This window comes from Enterocloster sp. OA13 (genome assembly GCF_022440595.1).
GTDB classification, from domain to species: domain Bacteria; phylum Bacillota; class Clostridia; order Lachnospirales; family Lachnospiraceae; genus Enterocloster; species Enterocloster hominis.
Window position 1 is genome coordinate 2,202,325 of sequence record NZ_JAKNTF010000001.1, and the last position, 15,872, is coordinate 2,218,196.

Annotated in this window: 16 protein-coding genes; all 16 read right to left on the minus strand. The window is 52.3% G+C overall.

The features are described 5' to 3' along the window. Positions 1–6: 6 nt before the first annotated feature. The 16 genes from radC to MCJ35_RS09830 all read right to left on the minus strand — a co-directional run bounded on the left by radC (position 7) and on the right by MCJ35_RS09830 (position 15,859). Entirely contained in the window at positions 7–702 is a 696-nt protein-coding gene (radC, locus tag MCJ35_RS09755) for a RadC family protein (protein WP_008725893.1), read from the minus strand. Between the two features lie 52 nt (positions 703–754). Then, positions 755–1,006, minus strand: a complete 252-nt coding sequence (locus MCJ35_RS09760) for a DUF4321 domain-containing protein (RefSeq protein WP_008725895.1) — start codon at positions 1,004–1,006, stop codon at positions 755–757. A gap of 159 nt (positions 1,007–1,165) precedes the next feature. Then, positions 1,166–2,467 carry a methionine gamma-lyase family protein gene (locus tag MCJ35_RS09765; RefSeq protein ID WP_008725896.1) on the minus strand — a complete coding sequence of 434 codons (1,302 nt, stop codon included), beginning with the start codon at positions 2,465–2,467 and terminating at the stop codon, positions 1,166–1,168. A 506-nt stretch (positions 2,468–2,973) separates the two neighbouring features. After that, positions 2,974–3,933, minus strand: a complete 960-nt coding sequence (miaA, locus tag MCJ35_RS09770) for a tRNA (adenosine(37)-N6)-dimethylallyltransferase MiaA (protein WP_025487278.1) — start codon at positions 3,931–3,933, stop codon at positions 2,974–2,976. 85 nt (positions 3,934–4,018) lie between these two features. Further along, positions 4,019–6,334, minus strand: a complete 2,316-nt coding sequence (mutL, locus tag MCJ35_RS09775; RefSeq protein WP_240299460.1) for a DNA mismatch repair endonuclease MutL — start codon at positions 6,332–6,334, stop codon at positions 4,019–4,021. Positions 6,335–6,409: 75 nt separating this feature from the next. Continuing rightward, a complete protein-coding gene (locus MCJ35_RS09780; RefSeq protein WP_025487277.1) occupies positions 6,410–7,066 on the minus strand; it encodes a YcxB family protein in 657 nt (218 codons plus the stop codon). Positions 7,067–7,161: 95 nt separating this feature from the next. Beyond that, positions 7,162–7,674, minus strand: a complete 513-nt coding sequence (gene rimM / locus MCJ35_RS09785; protein ID WP_025487276.1) for a ribosome maturation factor RimM — start codon at positions 7,672–7,674, stop codon at positions 7,162–7,164. 84 nt (positions 7,675–7,758) lie between these two features. Continuing rightward, positions 7,759–7,986 carry a KH domain-containing protein gene (locus MCJ35_RS09790; RefSeq protein ID WP_002567740.1) on the minus strand — a complete coding sequence of 76 codons (228 nt, stop codon included), beginning with the start codon at positions 7,984–7,986 and terminating at the stop codon, positions 7,759–7,761. 20 nt (positions 7,987–8,006) lie between these two features. Next, entirely contained in the window at positions 8,007–8,249 is a 243-nt protein-coding gene (rpsP, locus tag MCJ35_RS09795) for a 30S ribosomal protein S16 (protein ID WP_008725910.1), read from the minus strand. Positions 8,250–8,325: 76 nt separating this feature from the next. Then, positions 8,326–9,702 (minus strand): signal recognition particle protein, encoded by a 1,377-nt coding sequence (gene ffh / locus MCJ35_RS09800; protein ID WP_008725911.1) that lies wholly within the window; start codon positions 9,700–9,702, stop codon positions 8,326–8,328. A gap of 32 nt (positions 9,703–9,734) precedes the next feature. Continuing rightward, positions 9,735–10,079, minus strand: coding sequence for a YlxM family DNA-binding protein (ylxM, locus tag MCJ35_RS09805; protein WP_040382500.1), 345 nt, complete (start codon positions 10,077–10,079; stop codon positions 9,735–9,737). A gap of 90 nt (positions 10,080–10,169) precedes the next feature. Beyond that, a complete protein-coding gene (locus tag MCJ35_RS31635) occupies positions 10,170–11,033 on the minus strand; it encodes a MerR family transcriptional regulator (RefSeq protein WP_025487275.1) in 864 nt (287 codons plus the stop codon). Positions 11,034–11,217: 184 nt separating this feature from the next. Further along, complete coding sequence (locus MCJ35_RS09815) at positions 11,218–12,300, minus strand: BMP family protein (RefSeq protein ID WP_025487274.1); 1,083 nt, start codon at positions 12,298–12,300, stop codon at positions 11,218–11,220. Positions 12,301–12,328: 28 nt separating this feature from the next. Next, complete coding sequence (locus MCJ35_RS09820) at positions 12,329–13,270, minus strand: ABC transporter permease (RefSeq protein ID WP_008725916.1); 942 nt, start codon at positions 13,268–13,270, stop codon at positions 12,329–12,331. Continuing rightward, positions 13,267–14,340 (minus strand): ABC transporter permease, encoded by a 1,074-nt coding sequence (locus tag MCJ35_RS09825; RefSeq protein ID WP_025487273.1) that lies wholly within the window; start codon positions 14,338–14,340, stop codon positions 13,267–13,269. The genes MCJ35_RS09820 and MCJ35_RS09825 overlap by 4 nt, the downstream gene beginning before the upstream one ends. Further along, the gene (locus MCJ35_RS09830; protein ID WP_025487272.1) at positions 14,327–15,859 is read right to left on the minus strand and encodes an ABC transporter ATP-binding protein; all 1,533 of its coding nucleotides are present in this window, start codon (positions 15,857–15,859) and stop codon (positions 14,327–14,329) included. Before MCJ35_RS09830 ends, MCJ35_RS09825 begins: the two co-directional genes overlap by 14 nt. Positions 15,860–15,872 lie beyond the last annotated feature (13 nt).

Here is a 15,872-nt window from a genome sequence, read left to right on the forward strand (position 1 = left end):
TTCCTCTTACAATATTTTCTGTTCACGGAAACTGAGATACCGTCTGTCTCCGATGATGATATGGTCGATGAGGGTGATGCCGATAAGCACGCCCGCTTCCTTTACACGTTCCGTGAGCATAAGGTCTGCACGGCTGGGGCTGGGGTCACCGCTGGGGTGGTTGTGCACCAGCACCATGGATACGGCGCAGCACCTGAGGGCCTCTATCAGTATCTCCCTGGGCGTCATCACGGAAGCATTGACCGTTCCTCTGGATATGAGCAGATCCTTTATCAGTCCCTGCTTTGTATTCAGGAACATGACCCGTATCTCCTCCTGCTCCAGATGACGCATATCTTCCATATAATAGTCAGATATCTGGCTGGGATGTTCAAAGGAAATGCGGTTGATGCCTGTCTGCTTCTTCCAGATGCGCCGGGACAGCTCACCGATGCAAAGGAGCTGTACACCTTTCACCTTACCCACCCCTTTGATTTTCATGAAATCATTCAGGGAATGGTGTAAAAGCCCCAGCAGACCGTCACCCGGGCTGCCAAGGGCCAGAAGCTTTCCTGCCAGGTCCAGGGAGGAATGATCCCTGCTGCCTGTACGTATGATGACCGCCAGAAGTTCCGCGTCCGTCAGGACGCCCGGACCAAAACAGAGACACTTCTCATAAGGGCGGTCCACACTTGGTAAATCCTTCATTCTTATTCTTTCCATCTCTCTCCTAACTACGCACCTCTCCAAGCACAAAGTTAAGAAAATCAGGAAATCAGATAAACCGGTAAATAATCAGGGCAATGGCCACTCCGATGATACTGGCCATGGTGATTTTAATCGTAAGCCCAAAGGTGATGACCAGGATACCGAAATTAATGACAAGAGGCGAATCCAGTCCAAAGGATTGTCCAAAATTCAGCCAGCCAAGCCATGAAATCCCCTCAGCCATCTGTCCCATGAAGCCGCCCAGGACAATACCTGCCAGCAGCATGATTAAAAGTATCCAGAAATTCCTGTAATGCATATGCCTTGTCCTCCGGTCCCACCAGCAGGACAGCAGAGTGTACGCACTCCCCTGCCGGATTAGTATATATTACCATAAGTTATCTGAGGTGTCATCTTAAAATTTTCGTAACAATCCAGACTGCGCGAAAATCAGCACACATCCCTTCAGGATGACGCCCTACGGACAGTTATGGATATTCACGACACCGTCATCCAAAAGCTGCTGCAAAGACTTAAGGATTCCAAGCTTTGCATGGTACCAGGTAAGCCCGCCCTGGAAATAAACAGCATACGGCGGCTTAATCGGCCCGTCCGCAGACAGTTCAATGGATGATCCCTGTACAAAAGCCCCTGCCGCCATGATGACCGGGCTGTCATATCCCGGCATGTCCCAAGGCTCCGGCGTCACGAAGCTGTCCACAGGCGCAGCCGCCTGAATCCCCTTACAGAACGCAATCACGCCCTCAGGCGTGCCAAAGGTAATGGCCTGTATGATATCATGGCGTGACTCCCTTCCATCGGGAACAACCCCAAAGCCCAGCCGTTCATAAACATTCGCCGCAAAAATAGCCCCCTTCAACGCTCCAGCCACAACCGTCGGTGAAAGGAACAGCCCCTGATAAAGCTGCTGGTTAATCCCCAGGCTGGCCCCCACCTCCTTGCCAAGGCCCGGCGCGCTAAGCCGGTAGGAAGCCTTATCCACGCACTCCTTCTTCCCCACAATATACCCGCCGATGGGAGCCAGGCCGCCGCCCGGATTCTTAATCAGCGATCCCACAATCATATCCGCGCCAACATCCGTAGGCTCCAGCTTCTCCACAAACTCGCCGTAGCAGTTATCCACCATACAGATAACCTCCGGCTTCCTGCTCTTAATAAAAGCAATCAGCTCCCCAATCCGTTCCACCGAAAGGGTAGGCCGTGTAGCATACCCTTTGGACCGCTGGATTGTAACCAGCCTGGTCCTCTCATTCAGCGCCTTCTCAATCCCCTCAAAATCAAATCCCCCGTCCTCAAGCAGGTCCACCTGCCTGTAAGTCACCCCATACTCCTTAAGTGACCCAACGGAATCCCGGATTCCAATGACTTCCTCCAATGTATCATAAGGCTTCCCCACAGGGGAAAGCAGTTCATCCCCCGGCCTGAGGTTCCCCGACAACGCCACATGCAGCGCATGTGTCCCGCTAATCAGCTGCGGCCTCACAAGGGCGCTCTCCCCGTGAAACACGCTGGCATACACATCCTCCAGCGTATCCCTTCCCAGATCATTATATCCATACCCTGTAGTAGCGGCAAAATGTATATCACTGACCCTGTTAACCTGCATCCCCCGTATAACCTTCATCTGATTATACTCCGCAACCGCATCAATCCCCGCAAACCGTTCCCGAAGCCCCTCTTCTATCTCAGCGCCAAACCCCAGCACCTCATCCCCAATCCCCAATTCCCTATACATATCCTTTAACTCAATATTCTCCATATCCCTTCCGTATCTCCATTCCCATTCATCTACTTAATAACACAAACCTAACATCCCAAACACAAACTATAAATCTAATATCTATATAATCCTTAATATGATTACTAACAAAACACCATGATTAACAAAATATCATTCCCCAACATCCTAATCACTATATCCCAGACATAAACCACCCATATCAAACCATATATCTCCCACCCAAATCAGGGCATGCAGATGGAGGAACTAAATCTGCAAACAGGCCCCGGTACTGCCTTATGCAATTAACGTTGAAAACAGCACCCATTAATTACGCAAGGCAGAACCAGGCCCTTCACGACACATCCATTTCCCCTTGCGAATGCCCAGCGCCGGATGGTCCATACACCCTGTGAAGACCATTTTTGTACGCCGGCACTTAGGCGCGGTCCCTCACGCGCCTTAGTACCGCTGCGTACAAAACCGAGCGCGAGCGTGTCTGAACAGGGTGTATGGACCATCCGGTGCGGACCTTCGCCGACTCACTATTGTAGCACAATCCCCGCCCCAACGCAATCCTCTATTATCCGTTCCACAACCAACGCTGCATCATTCCCAAAATCAGGCAGGTTCAGCCAGCGCACATCCCGTTCCCGTTTAAACCAGGTCAGCTGCCGCTTGGCAAAATGCCGGGTATCCCGTTTGAGGATATAGACCGCCTCATCCAGGGTGCATCTGCCATCCAGGTAATCCAGGATTTCCTTATATCCAAGGCCCTGCATGGAGGTCTGTCCACGATGGCAGCCCATTGCCTTTAAGGCCTGCACTTCCTCCACCAGGCCGTTTTCAATCATCTGGTCCACGCGCCGGTCAATCCGTCCATAGAGGACAGGGCGCTGCGTGTTCACCACGTAATATAGGAAATTATATGGGGATTCCTTTACCCGCTCTTCCTGATTATGGACCGATATCCTCTCACCTGTCAGGCGGTAATATTCAATGGCGCGGATGACCCTTTTTACATTATTGGCATGGATCCGTGCAGCGGATTCCGGGTCGATTTCCTCCAGCATGGCATGCAGCACAGCAGGAGCAGCCTCACCTTCCCTGGCAGCCAGTTCCTCCAGTTCCCGGCGCACAAGGCTCTCATCGTCATTCTCCTTAAAATCAATGTCATAGAGAAGGGCCTGTATATAGAAGCCGGTACCTCCTGCAATGATAGGGATGCGGTGATGGCTGTAAATCTCCTCCAGCGCCTCCTTTGCCATATGCTGGAATGTGACAACATTAAAATCCTGATCCGGTTCCAGCACATCGATGAGATGATGGGGGACTCCCTCCATCTCATGGGCCGTAATCTTGGCCGAACCGATATCCATGTGCCGGTATACCTGCATGGAATCGGCGCTGATGATTTCACCTCCTATGGCCTTGGCCAGTTTGATGGACAAGGATGTTTTTCCGACGGCTGTCGGGCCGGTCAGTACAATAAGCGGCTGCTTCATATGCGGGCTGCTCCTTTCAGTCATATCTTGGTCGTTCCTATTGGGTCATGTCCAGGTCATGTCTTGGTCATGTCTAAACCATGCCTTACACAATCCGTTTGAATTTCTTTTCCAATTCATATTTGCTCATGGAAATGATGGTGGGCCGGCCATGGGGGCAGGCATATGGGTTGTCCAGCCCCAGCAGCTGGTCAATCAGTTCATTGGCCTCCGAGAAGGACATGGAATGATGGCCCTTAACCGCTGCCTTACAGGACATGGAAGCCACCTTCTCATAAATGATATCCGGGTTATGTACCGACATATCATCGGACAGCCCGTCTAACATCTCAATGAGCAGGTCCTTCTTGGCAATGGAAAACAGGTTTGCAGGAACCCCGCGCACCGCATATTCCCTGCCGCCAAAAGGCTCTATCTCGAATCCCATTCCGGTAAAGTATTCCATGTATTTATTTAACAGCAGTTCCTCGTTCATATTCAGGGTAAGGATGATGGGAGGTTCTACCATCTGTGTGTCATACTGCCGTGTCTTCAGGGTTTTGATGGTCTTTTCATATAGTACTTTTTCATGTGCGGCATGCTGGTCAATGATGAACAGCTGCTCATTGTACTCCACCATCCAGTATGTATCAAACAGCTGTCCGATGAGTTTGTGCTTCAGACGGGCTTTGGGGTCCAGCAGTTTACCGTCAAAGAAATCCAACTGCTGAGGATTTTCCTCTATCATCTCAGGAGTACCTAAAGGCGAGTCTGTATCGGAAGTGGAGGAAATTCCTCTTTTAATCGCCCTGGAAGGAATATCGGTGGAGGAAAATTCTCCAGAAACACAGGAATCTGTTGCCGTCGTGGGGCTTGGACCGGTTATTTCCTTCTGTTCATTTTCGATGGAACTTCCCAATCCGGCTGGTCTTTCTGAGGTGGTTGGCCTTCCAAGTCCAGCCGGACTTTCCGTCATCACCGCAGCCCCGGTTCCCTCTTCTGTGGATATTCCTCCATGTTCCGGCTGGCTGCCAGCCTGTCCAGTCCCAGCCTTTGCAGCGGCTTCTGCCTGTTCCCGCCTTCTCTCCTTCAGCCAGTCCGGCATCAGGTCATTTACATAGGACGGTTTTGGCGGCGGGGTCTGGCTGTAGGATACTGCCTGGCTGCCGGATTGTGGTGTCGATGGTACGCCCCCCGGTGCCGCGGCTTGGGATGGCCTGGCTCCCAGCGCCATGGCCTCCGGTGCTGCGGACTGGGATGGCCTGGCTCCCAAGGGCCTGTCCCCCGTCGCTGCATTTTGCAGGGGCCTGTCCCCTGGCGCCATGGCCTGGCGCCTGCGCACTTCGAAGGGTTCCGGTCTGGGGGCCAGACGTTCCGCCAGTTTGGCGGCCTCTTTTTCCCTTTTTTCAGTCAGGCTTACCTCGGGAATCAGTTCCTTATGCGCAAGGGCATCGCCCACCGCCTTTACCACCGATTTATATACGCTTTCCCCGTCGCTGAAACGCAGTTCCATCTTGGTGGGATGGACATTCACGTCCAGGGTATCCGGCTGTATGGTAAAATGCAGCATGGTGAACGGGTATTTGTGCTGCATCATGAATGGCTTGTACGCCTCTTCTATGGCCTTTGATATGATGTTGCTCCTTATATAACGCCCGTTGATGAAATAATTTTCATAATTGCGGTTGGAACGGGCGATTACGGGCTTACCGATGAATCCGGTTACCTGCATGCCCGGCTGTTCAAAGTCCACGGACAGAAGGTTGGCTGCGATTTCCCTTCCGAACACGGTATAGATTAAATCCTTCAGGTTATGGTTGCCTGAGGTGTAAAGCTTATTCTGATTGTTCTGGATAAAGCGGATGGAGATGTCAGGATGGGACAAGGCAATCTTTTCCACCAGCGCAGCCACATGGGCGCCCTCTGTCATGGGCGTTTTGAGGAATTTCTTCCTGGCCGGGGTGTTATAAAACAGATTCCTGGCAATGATGGTGGTGCCTTCCGGGGCGCCAATCTCCTCCAGCCCCTTTTCCATACCGCCTTCTATCTGATACCGGGTGCCGGTGAGGCTGTCCGATGTCTTGGTAATCAGTTCCACCTGGGCAACTGCCGCGATGCTTGCCAGCGCCTCACCCCGGAACCCCAGTGAGGATACGGTGAAAAGGTCTTCCACGGATTTAATCTTACTGGTTGCATGGCGCAGGAATGCCAGGGCAATCTGGTCTTTTGCTATGCCGCTGCCATTATCCGTAACCCTGATCATACTGCAGCCGCCGTCCTTAATCTCAATGGTCACCGCGGTTGCCTGGGCATCGATGGCATTTTCAAGAAGCTCCTTGACAACGGAAGCCGGGCGCTCGATTACCTCCCCTGCTGCTATCTTGTTGATTGTATTCTGGTCTAATACGGTTATATTGGCCATAAATGCTTCCTTTCTGTATGTGGCTTGCCAACTCCAAAAACGCCGGCCCCAAACCTTTGCCAGGGCCGGCTTTTATTAATTGTTCTTCTCTGGGGTAAATTCCCTGACCTGCACCCACTTAACCGTCTTGCCTGAGCGTTCCGTAAGTAAGGTGCGCAGGCCGCTTAAACAGGCTGCGCCTATCTGCTTCTTATCCAGCAGATAGCCTCCATGGTCCCTTGTATAAAGCACAAGGCACTGGTTTGTCTCGCAGATGCGCGATATCTGGCTGTACTCAAGGGTCCCTCGGCCGCCGGAGGTACTGAAATAATTCCGGTAAAACTCATAGGTCACCGTGCGGGGCTCCCCGTTCTTGATGAGGAACCGCCTCCATGCCGTATCCAGCTGCATCCGGTTGGAACGGTCCGAGTTAAAGAGTCCGCTGCGTATGAACCGCGGGCCAAGGGTGCGGATGAAAAAAGTAAGGCTTAGGAATACGGAGGCCGCCATCAGGCTGCCGCGTATCCTGTATTCACCCATGGATACCTTGATAACACACATGATAAGGGCTGCCAGAAAGCATATAAAGCATAGACAAAGCAGAAAACCGAATGTGGTCCACACCCTGAGCGGGGCGGAGGGGTTCAGCTGCTTTTCCACTGATACCATGTGGTACAGTGATTCCTGGGTCATCTTCATGTCAATGGTATAACAGGCCGGATGATTTCTGTCCAGCGTTCCTTCTGCACTCATACAGGCTTCCTTTTCCTTGCCACACAGGCGGCCTTCCGCCTGACAAATCCCCCTTCTTTATATACAACAAAACCACGTAAAAAACAAGCCCTTTTTTAAAGATCCATCAAACCGTCCAGGATGTGCACCGTCATGACCCCCTGCTCCAGGTCCACATTGAGGATGCAGTCGCCGATGGCCGGAAGGAGGAGTTCCTTCCCGTCCTTCATCTGGACCACATACACATCGTTGGCCCCTGTCTCGAGGACATCCTTCATGGTGCCCAGGATTTCCCCGTCCTCCGTGCGTACTTCAAGACCAATCAGGTCCGTGATGAAGTATTCATCCGGCTCCAGCTCCACTGCCTGGTCCCTGGGGATTAACAGGTCTTTGGACTTGTATTTTTCGATGTCATTTATATTATCATAGCCCTTGAATTTAAGGATCACCATGTTCTTAAAGAATTTTACCTGTTGGATTTCAAGGGGCAGATGCTCTTTTCCCGTGTCAAGAATTACCTCTTTTAACTGTTTAAAACGGCCGGGGTCATCGGTGGTGGGGAACACCTTCACTTCTCCACGGACCCCGTGGGTAGATGCGATGACGCCTACTCTCAGCATGTCTTCCATATATTATAACCTTTCCCTGTGAAATGTGTGAAAAAACCTCAAGTAAGAAACAAACCGCCAGCCTTGGGGCCAGCGGTCTATCAATTACTGAATCTCAACAATTACTTTCTTGTCTTCTTTGGATGCAGCGGCCTTGACTACGGAACGGATTGCTTTTGCTATCCTGCCCTGTTTGCCAATGACCTTGCCCATATCGGCAGGAGACACCTTTAGTTCAATCAATGTATCTTCGCCTTTCATTGATTCGGTAACGACAACTTCTTCCGGGTTATCGACCAGTGCTTTTGCAATCACTTCGACTAATTCCTTCATCTCTCCACCTCATTTGCGTCTTACTGAATGCCGGCGATCTTTAAGAGCTTTCCAACAGTCTCAGTGGGCTGTGCGCCTGTTGCTAACCACTTCTTAGCTGCTTCCTCGTCGAATTTGATTACGCTTGGTTCCCTGGTGGGGTCATAGTAACCAACTTCTTCGATGAATCTTCCATCTCTTGGGGATTTGGAATCAGCAACTACGATTCTATAGAAAGGAGCCTTCTTCTGTCCCATTCTTCTTAATCTCATCTTTACTGCCATGTAATTTTCACCTCCTTGTGATTGTTCTTATATTAGACATACAGGATAACCTGTTTGACTAGCTTAACCATACCGGCTAGAATGGCAGTTTCATCTTGCCGCCCATAAGGCCGCCCAGACCGCCGAATCCGCCCCGCTTCTTGCCGCCGCCCATAAGTCCGGGCATCTGCTTCATCATTTTCTTCATCTGGTCAAACTGCTTGACCAGACGGTTTACCTCGCTGATTTCCACGCCTGCGCCCCTGGCAATGCGCTGCTTCCTGGAGGGGTTCATCAGGTTGGGATTGGCCCGTTCCTCCTTGGTCATGGAAAGGATGATGGATTCCACCCTGTGCATGGACTTCTCGCCCTCATCCATATCCACGCCGGAGAGCTGGCTGCCCATCCCCGGCATCATGGAGAGAATGCTTCCCATGCCGCCCATCTTCTTAATCTGCTGCATCTGGGTCAGGAAATCGTTGTAGTCGAATTCCGCCTTGCGCAGCTTCTGGCTCAGTTCCCTGGCCTGTTCCTCATCCACTTCAGCCGCGGCCTTCTCAATCAGGGACTGGATATCCCCCATCCCCAAGATCCTGGAAGCCATACGGTCCGGATAGAACTGTTCCAAATCGGACAATTTCTCGCCCATACCAACATATAGAATCGGTTTGCCTGTGACTGCACGGATGGAAAGGGCTGCGCCGCCACGGGTATCGCCATCCAGTTTTGTAAGGATGACACCGTCAATACCAACTTTATCATTAAATGAACCGGATACATTAACCGCATCCTGGCCCGTCATGGCATCAACCACAAGAATGGTCTGATGCACATCCACATTGCTCTTAATCTCAATCAGCTCTTCCATCATATCTTCATCAATATGAAGGCGGCCGGCCGTATCAAGGATAACCACGTTCATGCCGTTCTTGGCCGCATGTTCCACCGCTGCCTTGGCAATGTCCACTGGTTTGTTCTTATCACCCATGGAGAAAACCGGGATTCCTACCTTTTCCCCGTTGACCTGCAGCTGTTTAATGGCTGCGGGACGGTATACGTCACAGGCTGCCAGCAGTGGTTTCCTGCCTTTGGCCTTAAGCTTGGCTGCAATCTTGGCAGTGGTCGTGGTCTTACCGGCGCCCTGAAGACCAGCCATCATGATGATGGTAATCTCATTACCTGGCTTAAGGGCAATCTCTGTTGTCTCGGACCCCATAAGCTTGACCAGTTCCTCGGTTACAATCTTGACCACGGTCTGTCCCGGTGTCAGGCTGCCGAACACGTCCTCGCCAACCGCCCGCTTCTGAAGGTCGCTGATGAACTGTTTCACCACACGGAAGCTTACGTCCGCTTCCAGAAGGGCCATCTTGACTTCCTTCAGGGCTGCCTTGACATCTGCCTCGGTCAGCCTTCCCTTGCTGCGCAGGTTCTTAAATACATTCTGTAATTTATCGGATAAGCTTTCAAAAGCCATGGATAACCTCCTAAGGGCGCACCTCTGTCAACTTACAGGGTGCCGGTGATTTTTCCCGCCAGGCCATGAATCTGCTCTATAAGAGCCATATCCCTGGTCCGGGCGCATTCGTCTGCCAGCTGCTCTACTTCCCTGGCCATATCACGGATTTTCACAAACTTGGCCACCAGATGAAGCTTGGCCTCGTACTCTTCCAGTATCTTGTCGCACCGTTTCATCAGATCATGGACACCCTGACGGCTGATTCCCAGCTCCCCGGCTATCTCGCTGGGGGAAAGGTCATTGAACACCACGTCTTCATATACCTTGCGCTGGTGCGCTGTCAGCAGTTCCCCATAAAAATCATACAACAAACCTTGTTCCACAATCTTTTCCATTTCAACCACCTGTGATATCATACACGATGACGGGATGAATGTCAAGCATTTTTACTTGACAATAAAAAATATTTGTATGATGGTACTGCTTTAATCGTGGTAACGGATATTCCTGCTGCTGGAAACCAGGAAGAAGGAACCCACGAAGCAGGCCATGGGCACGAACTGGTACAGGTGCGGATGTCCTGGGAAATATGTGTTCCCAAAGATATTGAATGCAATCCCGCCCATGATAAGCAGCAGGGGCAGGATACTTAAAAAGATGAACTTCCCCAGGGAAACCCGTTCCTTTGGCGGCTTGCACCTGGTCAGCTTCACCATGGGTATCTTGGCAAAGCGGAAACGGATGCATGTATAGGATGCCAGATATTGGATTCCCTCCAGCTTTACAATGGCATACGTCTGGTCCAGGCGCACCGTTTCATAGGCCATATGGTGTTTCTGGGCATAAATTGCAGTCTCCCTCGCAAAATCATGGGGGTTCAGCAGCTCTCCCTCCGCTTCAATATAAATGAAGGTCTCATGGAGTTCCTTATTATAATTGGTCCAGTCCCTCCGGATGTTCTGGAACAGGGACCCCTTTTTCTCCTCTTCACTGATTTCCTTCAGGCATTGCTCCACATTGCCGGGATCCAGTTCCGGCTCATCCTCCAGGCGGAGGCACAGCTGTCCCATTTTCCTCAACTGTTCCAATTCCTGGTCAATCTGGGACCGCCGTCTGGCCATGATTTCCCTCAATCCAAGGGAACCTTCAAAATATTCCCGTATGTCCCTGATGGGGACACCCAGCTGCCGTAACAGCTTTATCTTCAGGAGGCGGCTTATATCTTCCTCGCTGTAATTGCGGTATCGGTTCCCCTCTTCACGTCCAGGCGTCAGAAGTTCCTCGCTTTCATAGTACCGGATGTTTTTCCGGACCAGCCCGGTACGGGCTTCCACTTCCTTTATCTTCATAAGGAATACCTCCTATCTCTTTCTGTACCTCCATTTTAAACCATACAGGAACTGGACAGTCAAGGAAATCCCGGGATATTAAGAAAAATGTCAGCAAAAAAGCAGTCCCGGGGAGGTAAATACCTTCCGGGACCGCGTCTGTGTCCGGCATGCCTTTTTGGCAGCGTCCGGTTTTATCTGACTGCTAGTTGCTGTTATAGTTCGGTGTCAGGACAATCTCACCGCTTATGATTTTTTCCCTGGCCTCATCCGCAGCCGCGGCGGCTTCTTCCGTTACCTTGCTGCTGTATGGCGCGATGCTGATGACGCCTTCCTTTAAACCGGGATTCTCAAGTCCGCCGAATTCACCGGATTTGATGATGTCAATCTGGGAGGTGATCATGGTTGGGATGCTGACCATAAGGGAGGTCAGGCAAAGGTCATCCTTTACAAGGGATGCCTGGTCGGAGGTATATCCGATACAGAATACACCCTTTTCCTCACATGCCTCAAACGCGCCCAGCCCGGTTTCATCACAGGTCTGGAGGATTACATCCACACCCTGTTCAATCATTGCCAGGGCAGTCTCCTTGCCCTTGGATGAGTCGTTAAAGGTTCCGGTTATGACTGTCTTCACCTCCACGTCAGGCCTTGCTGCCTTGGCTCCCTCGACAAATGCGTTCTTGTCAGATGCCTGGGTGGTATTGTCACCGCCGCCGATATAGCCGATGACCCCGCTCTCACTCTGGATGGCTGCCAGGACGCCGCACACATATGCGCCTTCATATTCCTTATAGTCATAGAATGCAATGTTTCCAGGGGTCTCCTCGCCCTCCGGCGGGTTGCCTGTGATGAAGAAATATTTCTCAGGATAATCTTCCGCCACCCGGACGCATGCATCCCCGTACTGCACACCGTGACCAATCACGAAATCATAGTCCTCCTCACAGTAGCTTCTGAAGGTGGATTCCATGTCGGCGGCCTGTACGTCCTCGGTATATGCAATCCCATAGCCCTGGGCCTCCAGTTCCTTTAATCCCTCATAAGCGCCCTGGTTCCAGGACTTGTCCGTGATAAAGCCCGGAAGGAGGATGGCAATCCTGGACACTTCCCCTGCAGGAGCCTTTTCCCCTGTGGTGTCAGCGCCGGCACCGGCTGCCTCTGATTGCTCTGTTTTGGCAGCGTCCGCCGCCTTGGTCCCCTCTGTCTTGGAACCGCAGCCTGTCATGGCGGATACGGTCATGGCTGCGCACAGAAGGAATGATAATACGCGTGTAGACTTTTTCATAACTGTTTTCTCCTTTTAGAATATATTGTTATCTGCTCTCCTTATTGTATATCTGGCCCAGATATCCGGGGGCGTGGATGTTGCGCCCGAATATGACGAGGCTGAGCAGGGTTACTGCATAGGGCAGGGCCACGAAAAACTGGTATGGAAGGGTTGAACCAAGGGCCTGAAGCCGCAGCTGCAGGGCTTCCACTGTTCCGAACATAAAGGCCGCACACACGGCAAACACAGGATTCCATCTGGCAAGGATGGTAATGGCCAGGCAGATGAAGCCGCGGCCCGAGGACATGTTTTCCGTAAATGTTCCCACAATGCCGCAGGACAGGAAGGCGCCGCCGATGCCGGCCATGAAGCCGCTGAACATATATGTCTTATACCTGATTTTCACAACATCAATACCTGCTGCCGCGGCTGCTTTGGGATTCTCCCCTGCCGCGTCCACCTTTAATCCCAGGTTGGTATACTTTAACAGGAACCATACCACGGCGGCAGCTATGAGGGCACAGTACACAAGGGCATTGTGCTTAAAGAAAATATCGCCGATGAACGGTATTTTTGAAAGCACGGGGATTTCTATGTTCTTAAGGATATCCACCTTGATCTTATCCGTGCTGACGCCGTACACGGCGCGGTACAGGAAGTTGGTGAAACCAAGGGCAAATATGTTGAACATGATTCCCACCACGGACTGGTCCTGCTTCCTGCTGACACCCCAGAACGCAATGAGAAGGGCGCCTGCAAGCCCGGCCATGCCTCCGGCCAGGATACCGAGGAAAAGGCTGCCCGTGTGATAGGCTGCCATGAAGGATATAAGGGCGCTGACTAACATTTCCCCTTCCAGTCCGATGTTCATGACGCCGGAACGCTCAGACACCACATCTCCCACCGAGCCGAATATCAGGGGTACGCTCATGCGCACGCCTGCCGTAAAAAGAGGAACTAAAAATGCGGCTGTTAAAATCTCACTCATTTTTTCACCTCTCTTTTGTCAGGGCGTTTCTTTTTGCCTGCGGTTCCGAAAAAGCTGAAGCCCAGCAGGATGAACAGCACGATCAGGGCCTGCAGGACGTTGAGGAACAGGGAGGACACACCTGTCTTCACCTGCATGGTCTCGGCTCCCGAGGACAGGGCCGCCAAAAGGATGGAGGACACCAGGACACCAACGGGATGGAGCATGCCGAGAAGGGCTGCCACCACACCGTCAAAACCATAGGAACCCGCCAGGCCCTCCAGAAGACGTGTCTGGGTGCCTGCAATCTCCACCGCCCCTGCAATGCCTGCAAACGCGCCGCTGACAAGCATGGCGGACAGATAGTATTTCTTTTCACTGATGCCGCCAAAGGCCGCTGCCCGGATGCTGCCGCCAAGGACCCGGAGACGGTACCCGAAGCTGGTCTTACGGATGACGATCCAGTAGATGAGGAGTCCGGCCAGGGCAATCAGGATGCCTGCGTTCATACGGGAACCTTCAAACAGCTTGGGAAGGGTGGACGCCACCTTTGCGGACTGCGGGATGTTGCCTTTGGAGTCCCGCAGGGGATAATAAACACAGTAACTCAGGAACTGGACCGCTATGTAGTTTAAAAGCAGTGTGGTGATGATCTCGCTGGCCTTGAACTGTGTTTTAAAAAAGCCTGCAATCCCGGCCCACAATGCGCCGGACAAGGCTGCCACAAGAAGCCCCGGGAAAATCCACGCCGGACCCATGGCCCTGGCAAAGGGCGAGATGCCCACAACGGTCATTCCGATGGCGCCCAGGCATATCTGCCCCTCTCCGCCCAGGTTGCTGAGCTTTGCCTGGAAGGTAAAGGATACTCCCAGGCCCACAATCAGGATGGGCACCAGTTTTACGGATATTTCCCCAATGCTCCGGAAGGAACGGAAGGGGCGGATCAGAAGGTAATAATAGGCTTCCAGGGGATTGACATGGAGGATGCTGATGAAGATGCCTCCTATTAAAAGGGCTGCCGCCACGGCAATCAGTGTAATGAGGCATTTAGCAGCCGCCCCTGCTTCATGGATGGAATCAAGTAGTTTCATTGGCAGTCACCCCCATCATCATCATTCCCACTTCACGCACCGTTGTTTCCTCGGGAAGGACCTCCCCCACGATCCTGCCCCGGTAGAGCACCACAATCCGGTCGGAAAGGGCGAACAGTTCTTCAAAATCACCGGACAGCAGGAGCAGTCCCATTCCTTCATCCCTGGCCTTAATGATTTTTTCACGTATGAACCAGGTGGCCTTGATATCCAGTCCCCTGGTGGGATAGGCGCATATCATGGCCTTTGGATGTTTGCTCAGCGCCCTGGCCAGTATGAACTTCTGGAGGTTACCGCCGGAAAGGTTGGCGCTTCTGTCCGTGATTCCCCTGGCCCTTACGTCAAAGTCAAACATGGCCTTTGCTGCCTGGGTCTTAATAAAACGGTAATCCAGGAAACATCCCTTTTTCGGCGGCCTGCGGTTGCGCAGTATCCAGTTTTCATAAAGAGGGAAGTCCGGCACGCTGCCAACGTGATTCCGGTCCGCAGGCACGTAGGAAATCCCCCGGTCAATGAAATCCTTGGCATTCCTGGTGGAAACCTTAGCGCCGTCAATCAGGACCCGGCCCCCGGCCGCCCTTCTTACCCCGGCCAGTACTTCGGCCAGCTCCATCTGTCCATTTCCTTCCACGCTGGCAATCCCGACCACTTCGCCGGGATACACGGACAGGGACACGCCGTTTAAGGTCATGACCCTGCGGTCGTCCTCCGCCTTCAGGTCCTGGGCGCAGAGCACGGGCACCCTGTCCCTGTGGTCACCGCGGATTTTGTCAAATTCCGGCGGCGTTACTTCCTCCCCCACCATCATCCTTACAATGGTGGACTTGTCCGCATCCTTTGTGTCAATCTGGCCCGTTACCCTTCCTTTGGTAAGGACCGTGATGCGGCGGCTGATTTTCAGCACCTCATCCAGCTTATGGCTGATGAAGATGACGCCTTTGCCTTCACTGACCAGATTGGCTATGATTTCAAACAGGCCGTCGCATTCCTGGGGAAGCAGGACCGCTGTGGGTTCGTCAAAAATCAGCACATCCGCGCCGGTATACAGAAGCTTTAATATCTCCACCTTCTGCTGCATGCCGATGCTCAGCTGTTCCACCGGGCTGTGCAGGTCCACGTCAATGCCGTATTTCTGCTTCAGCTGTTCCAGCGTGTCCTCAATCTTCCTGCGGTTTGTGATGGAAAATGTCTTCACATCCCCCATCAGGCCGATATTCTCAATGGCCGAGAACACATCCACCAGCATGAAGTGCTGGTGGACCATACCGATGCCATGGCGGAGGGCATCCTTGGGAGAGTGGATCCGGACCGGTTTCCCGGAAAGGAATACCTCTCCCCTGTCCGGCTTATAGATACCGTAGATTACATTCATCAGCGTGCTTTTACCGGCGCCGTTCTCCCCCAGCAGGGCATGGACTTCTCCAGGATACACGGTAAGGTTGATATCCTCATTGGCAGTAAAGCTGCCGAAGGTCTTTGTTATTCCTTTTAATTCAAGTAACGGAGTCTGGTTGTCCATGTATGCCCTCCTG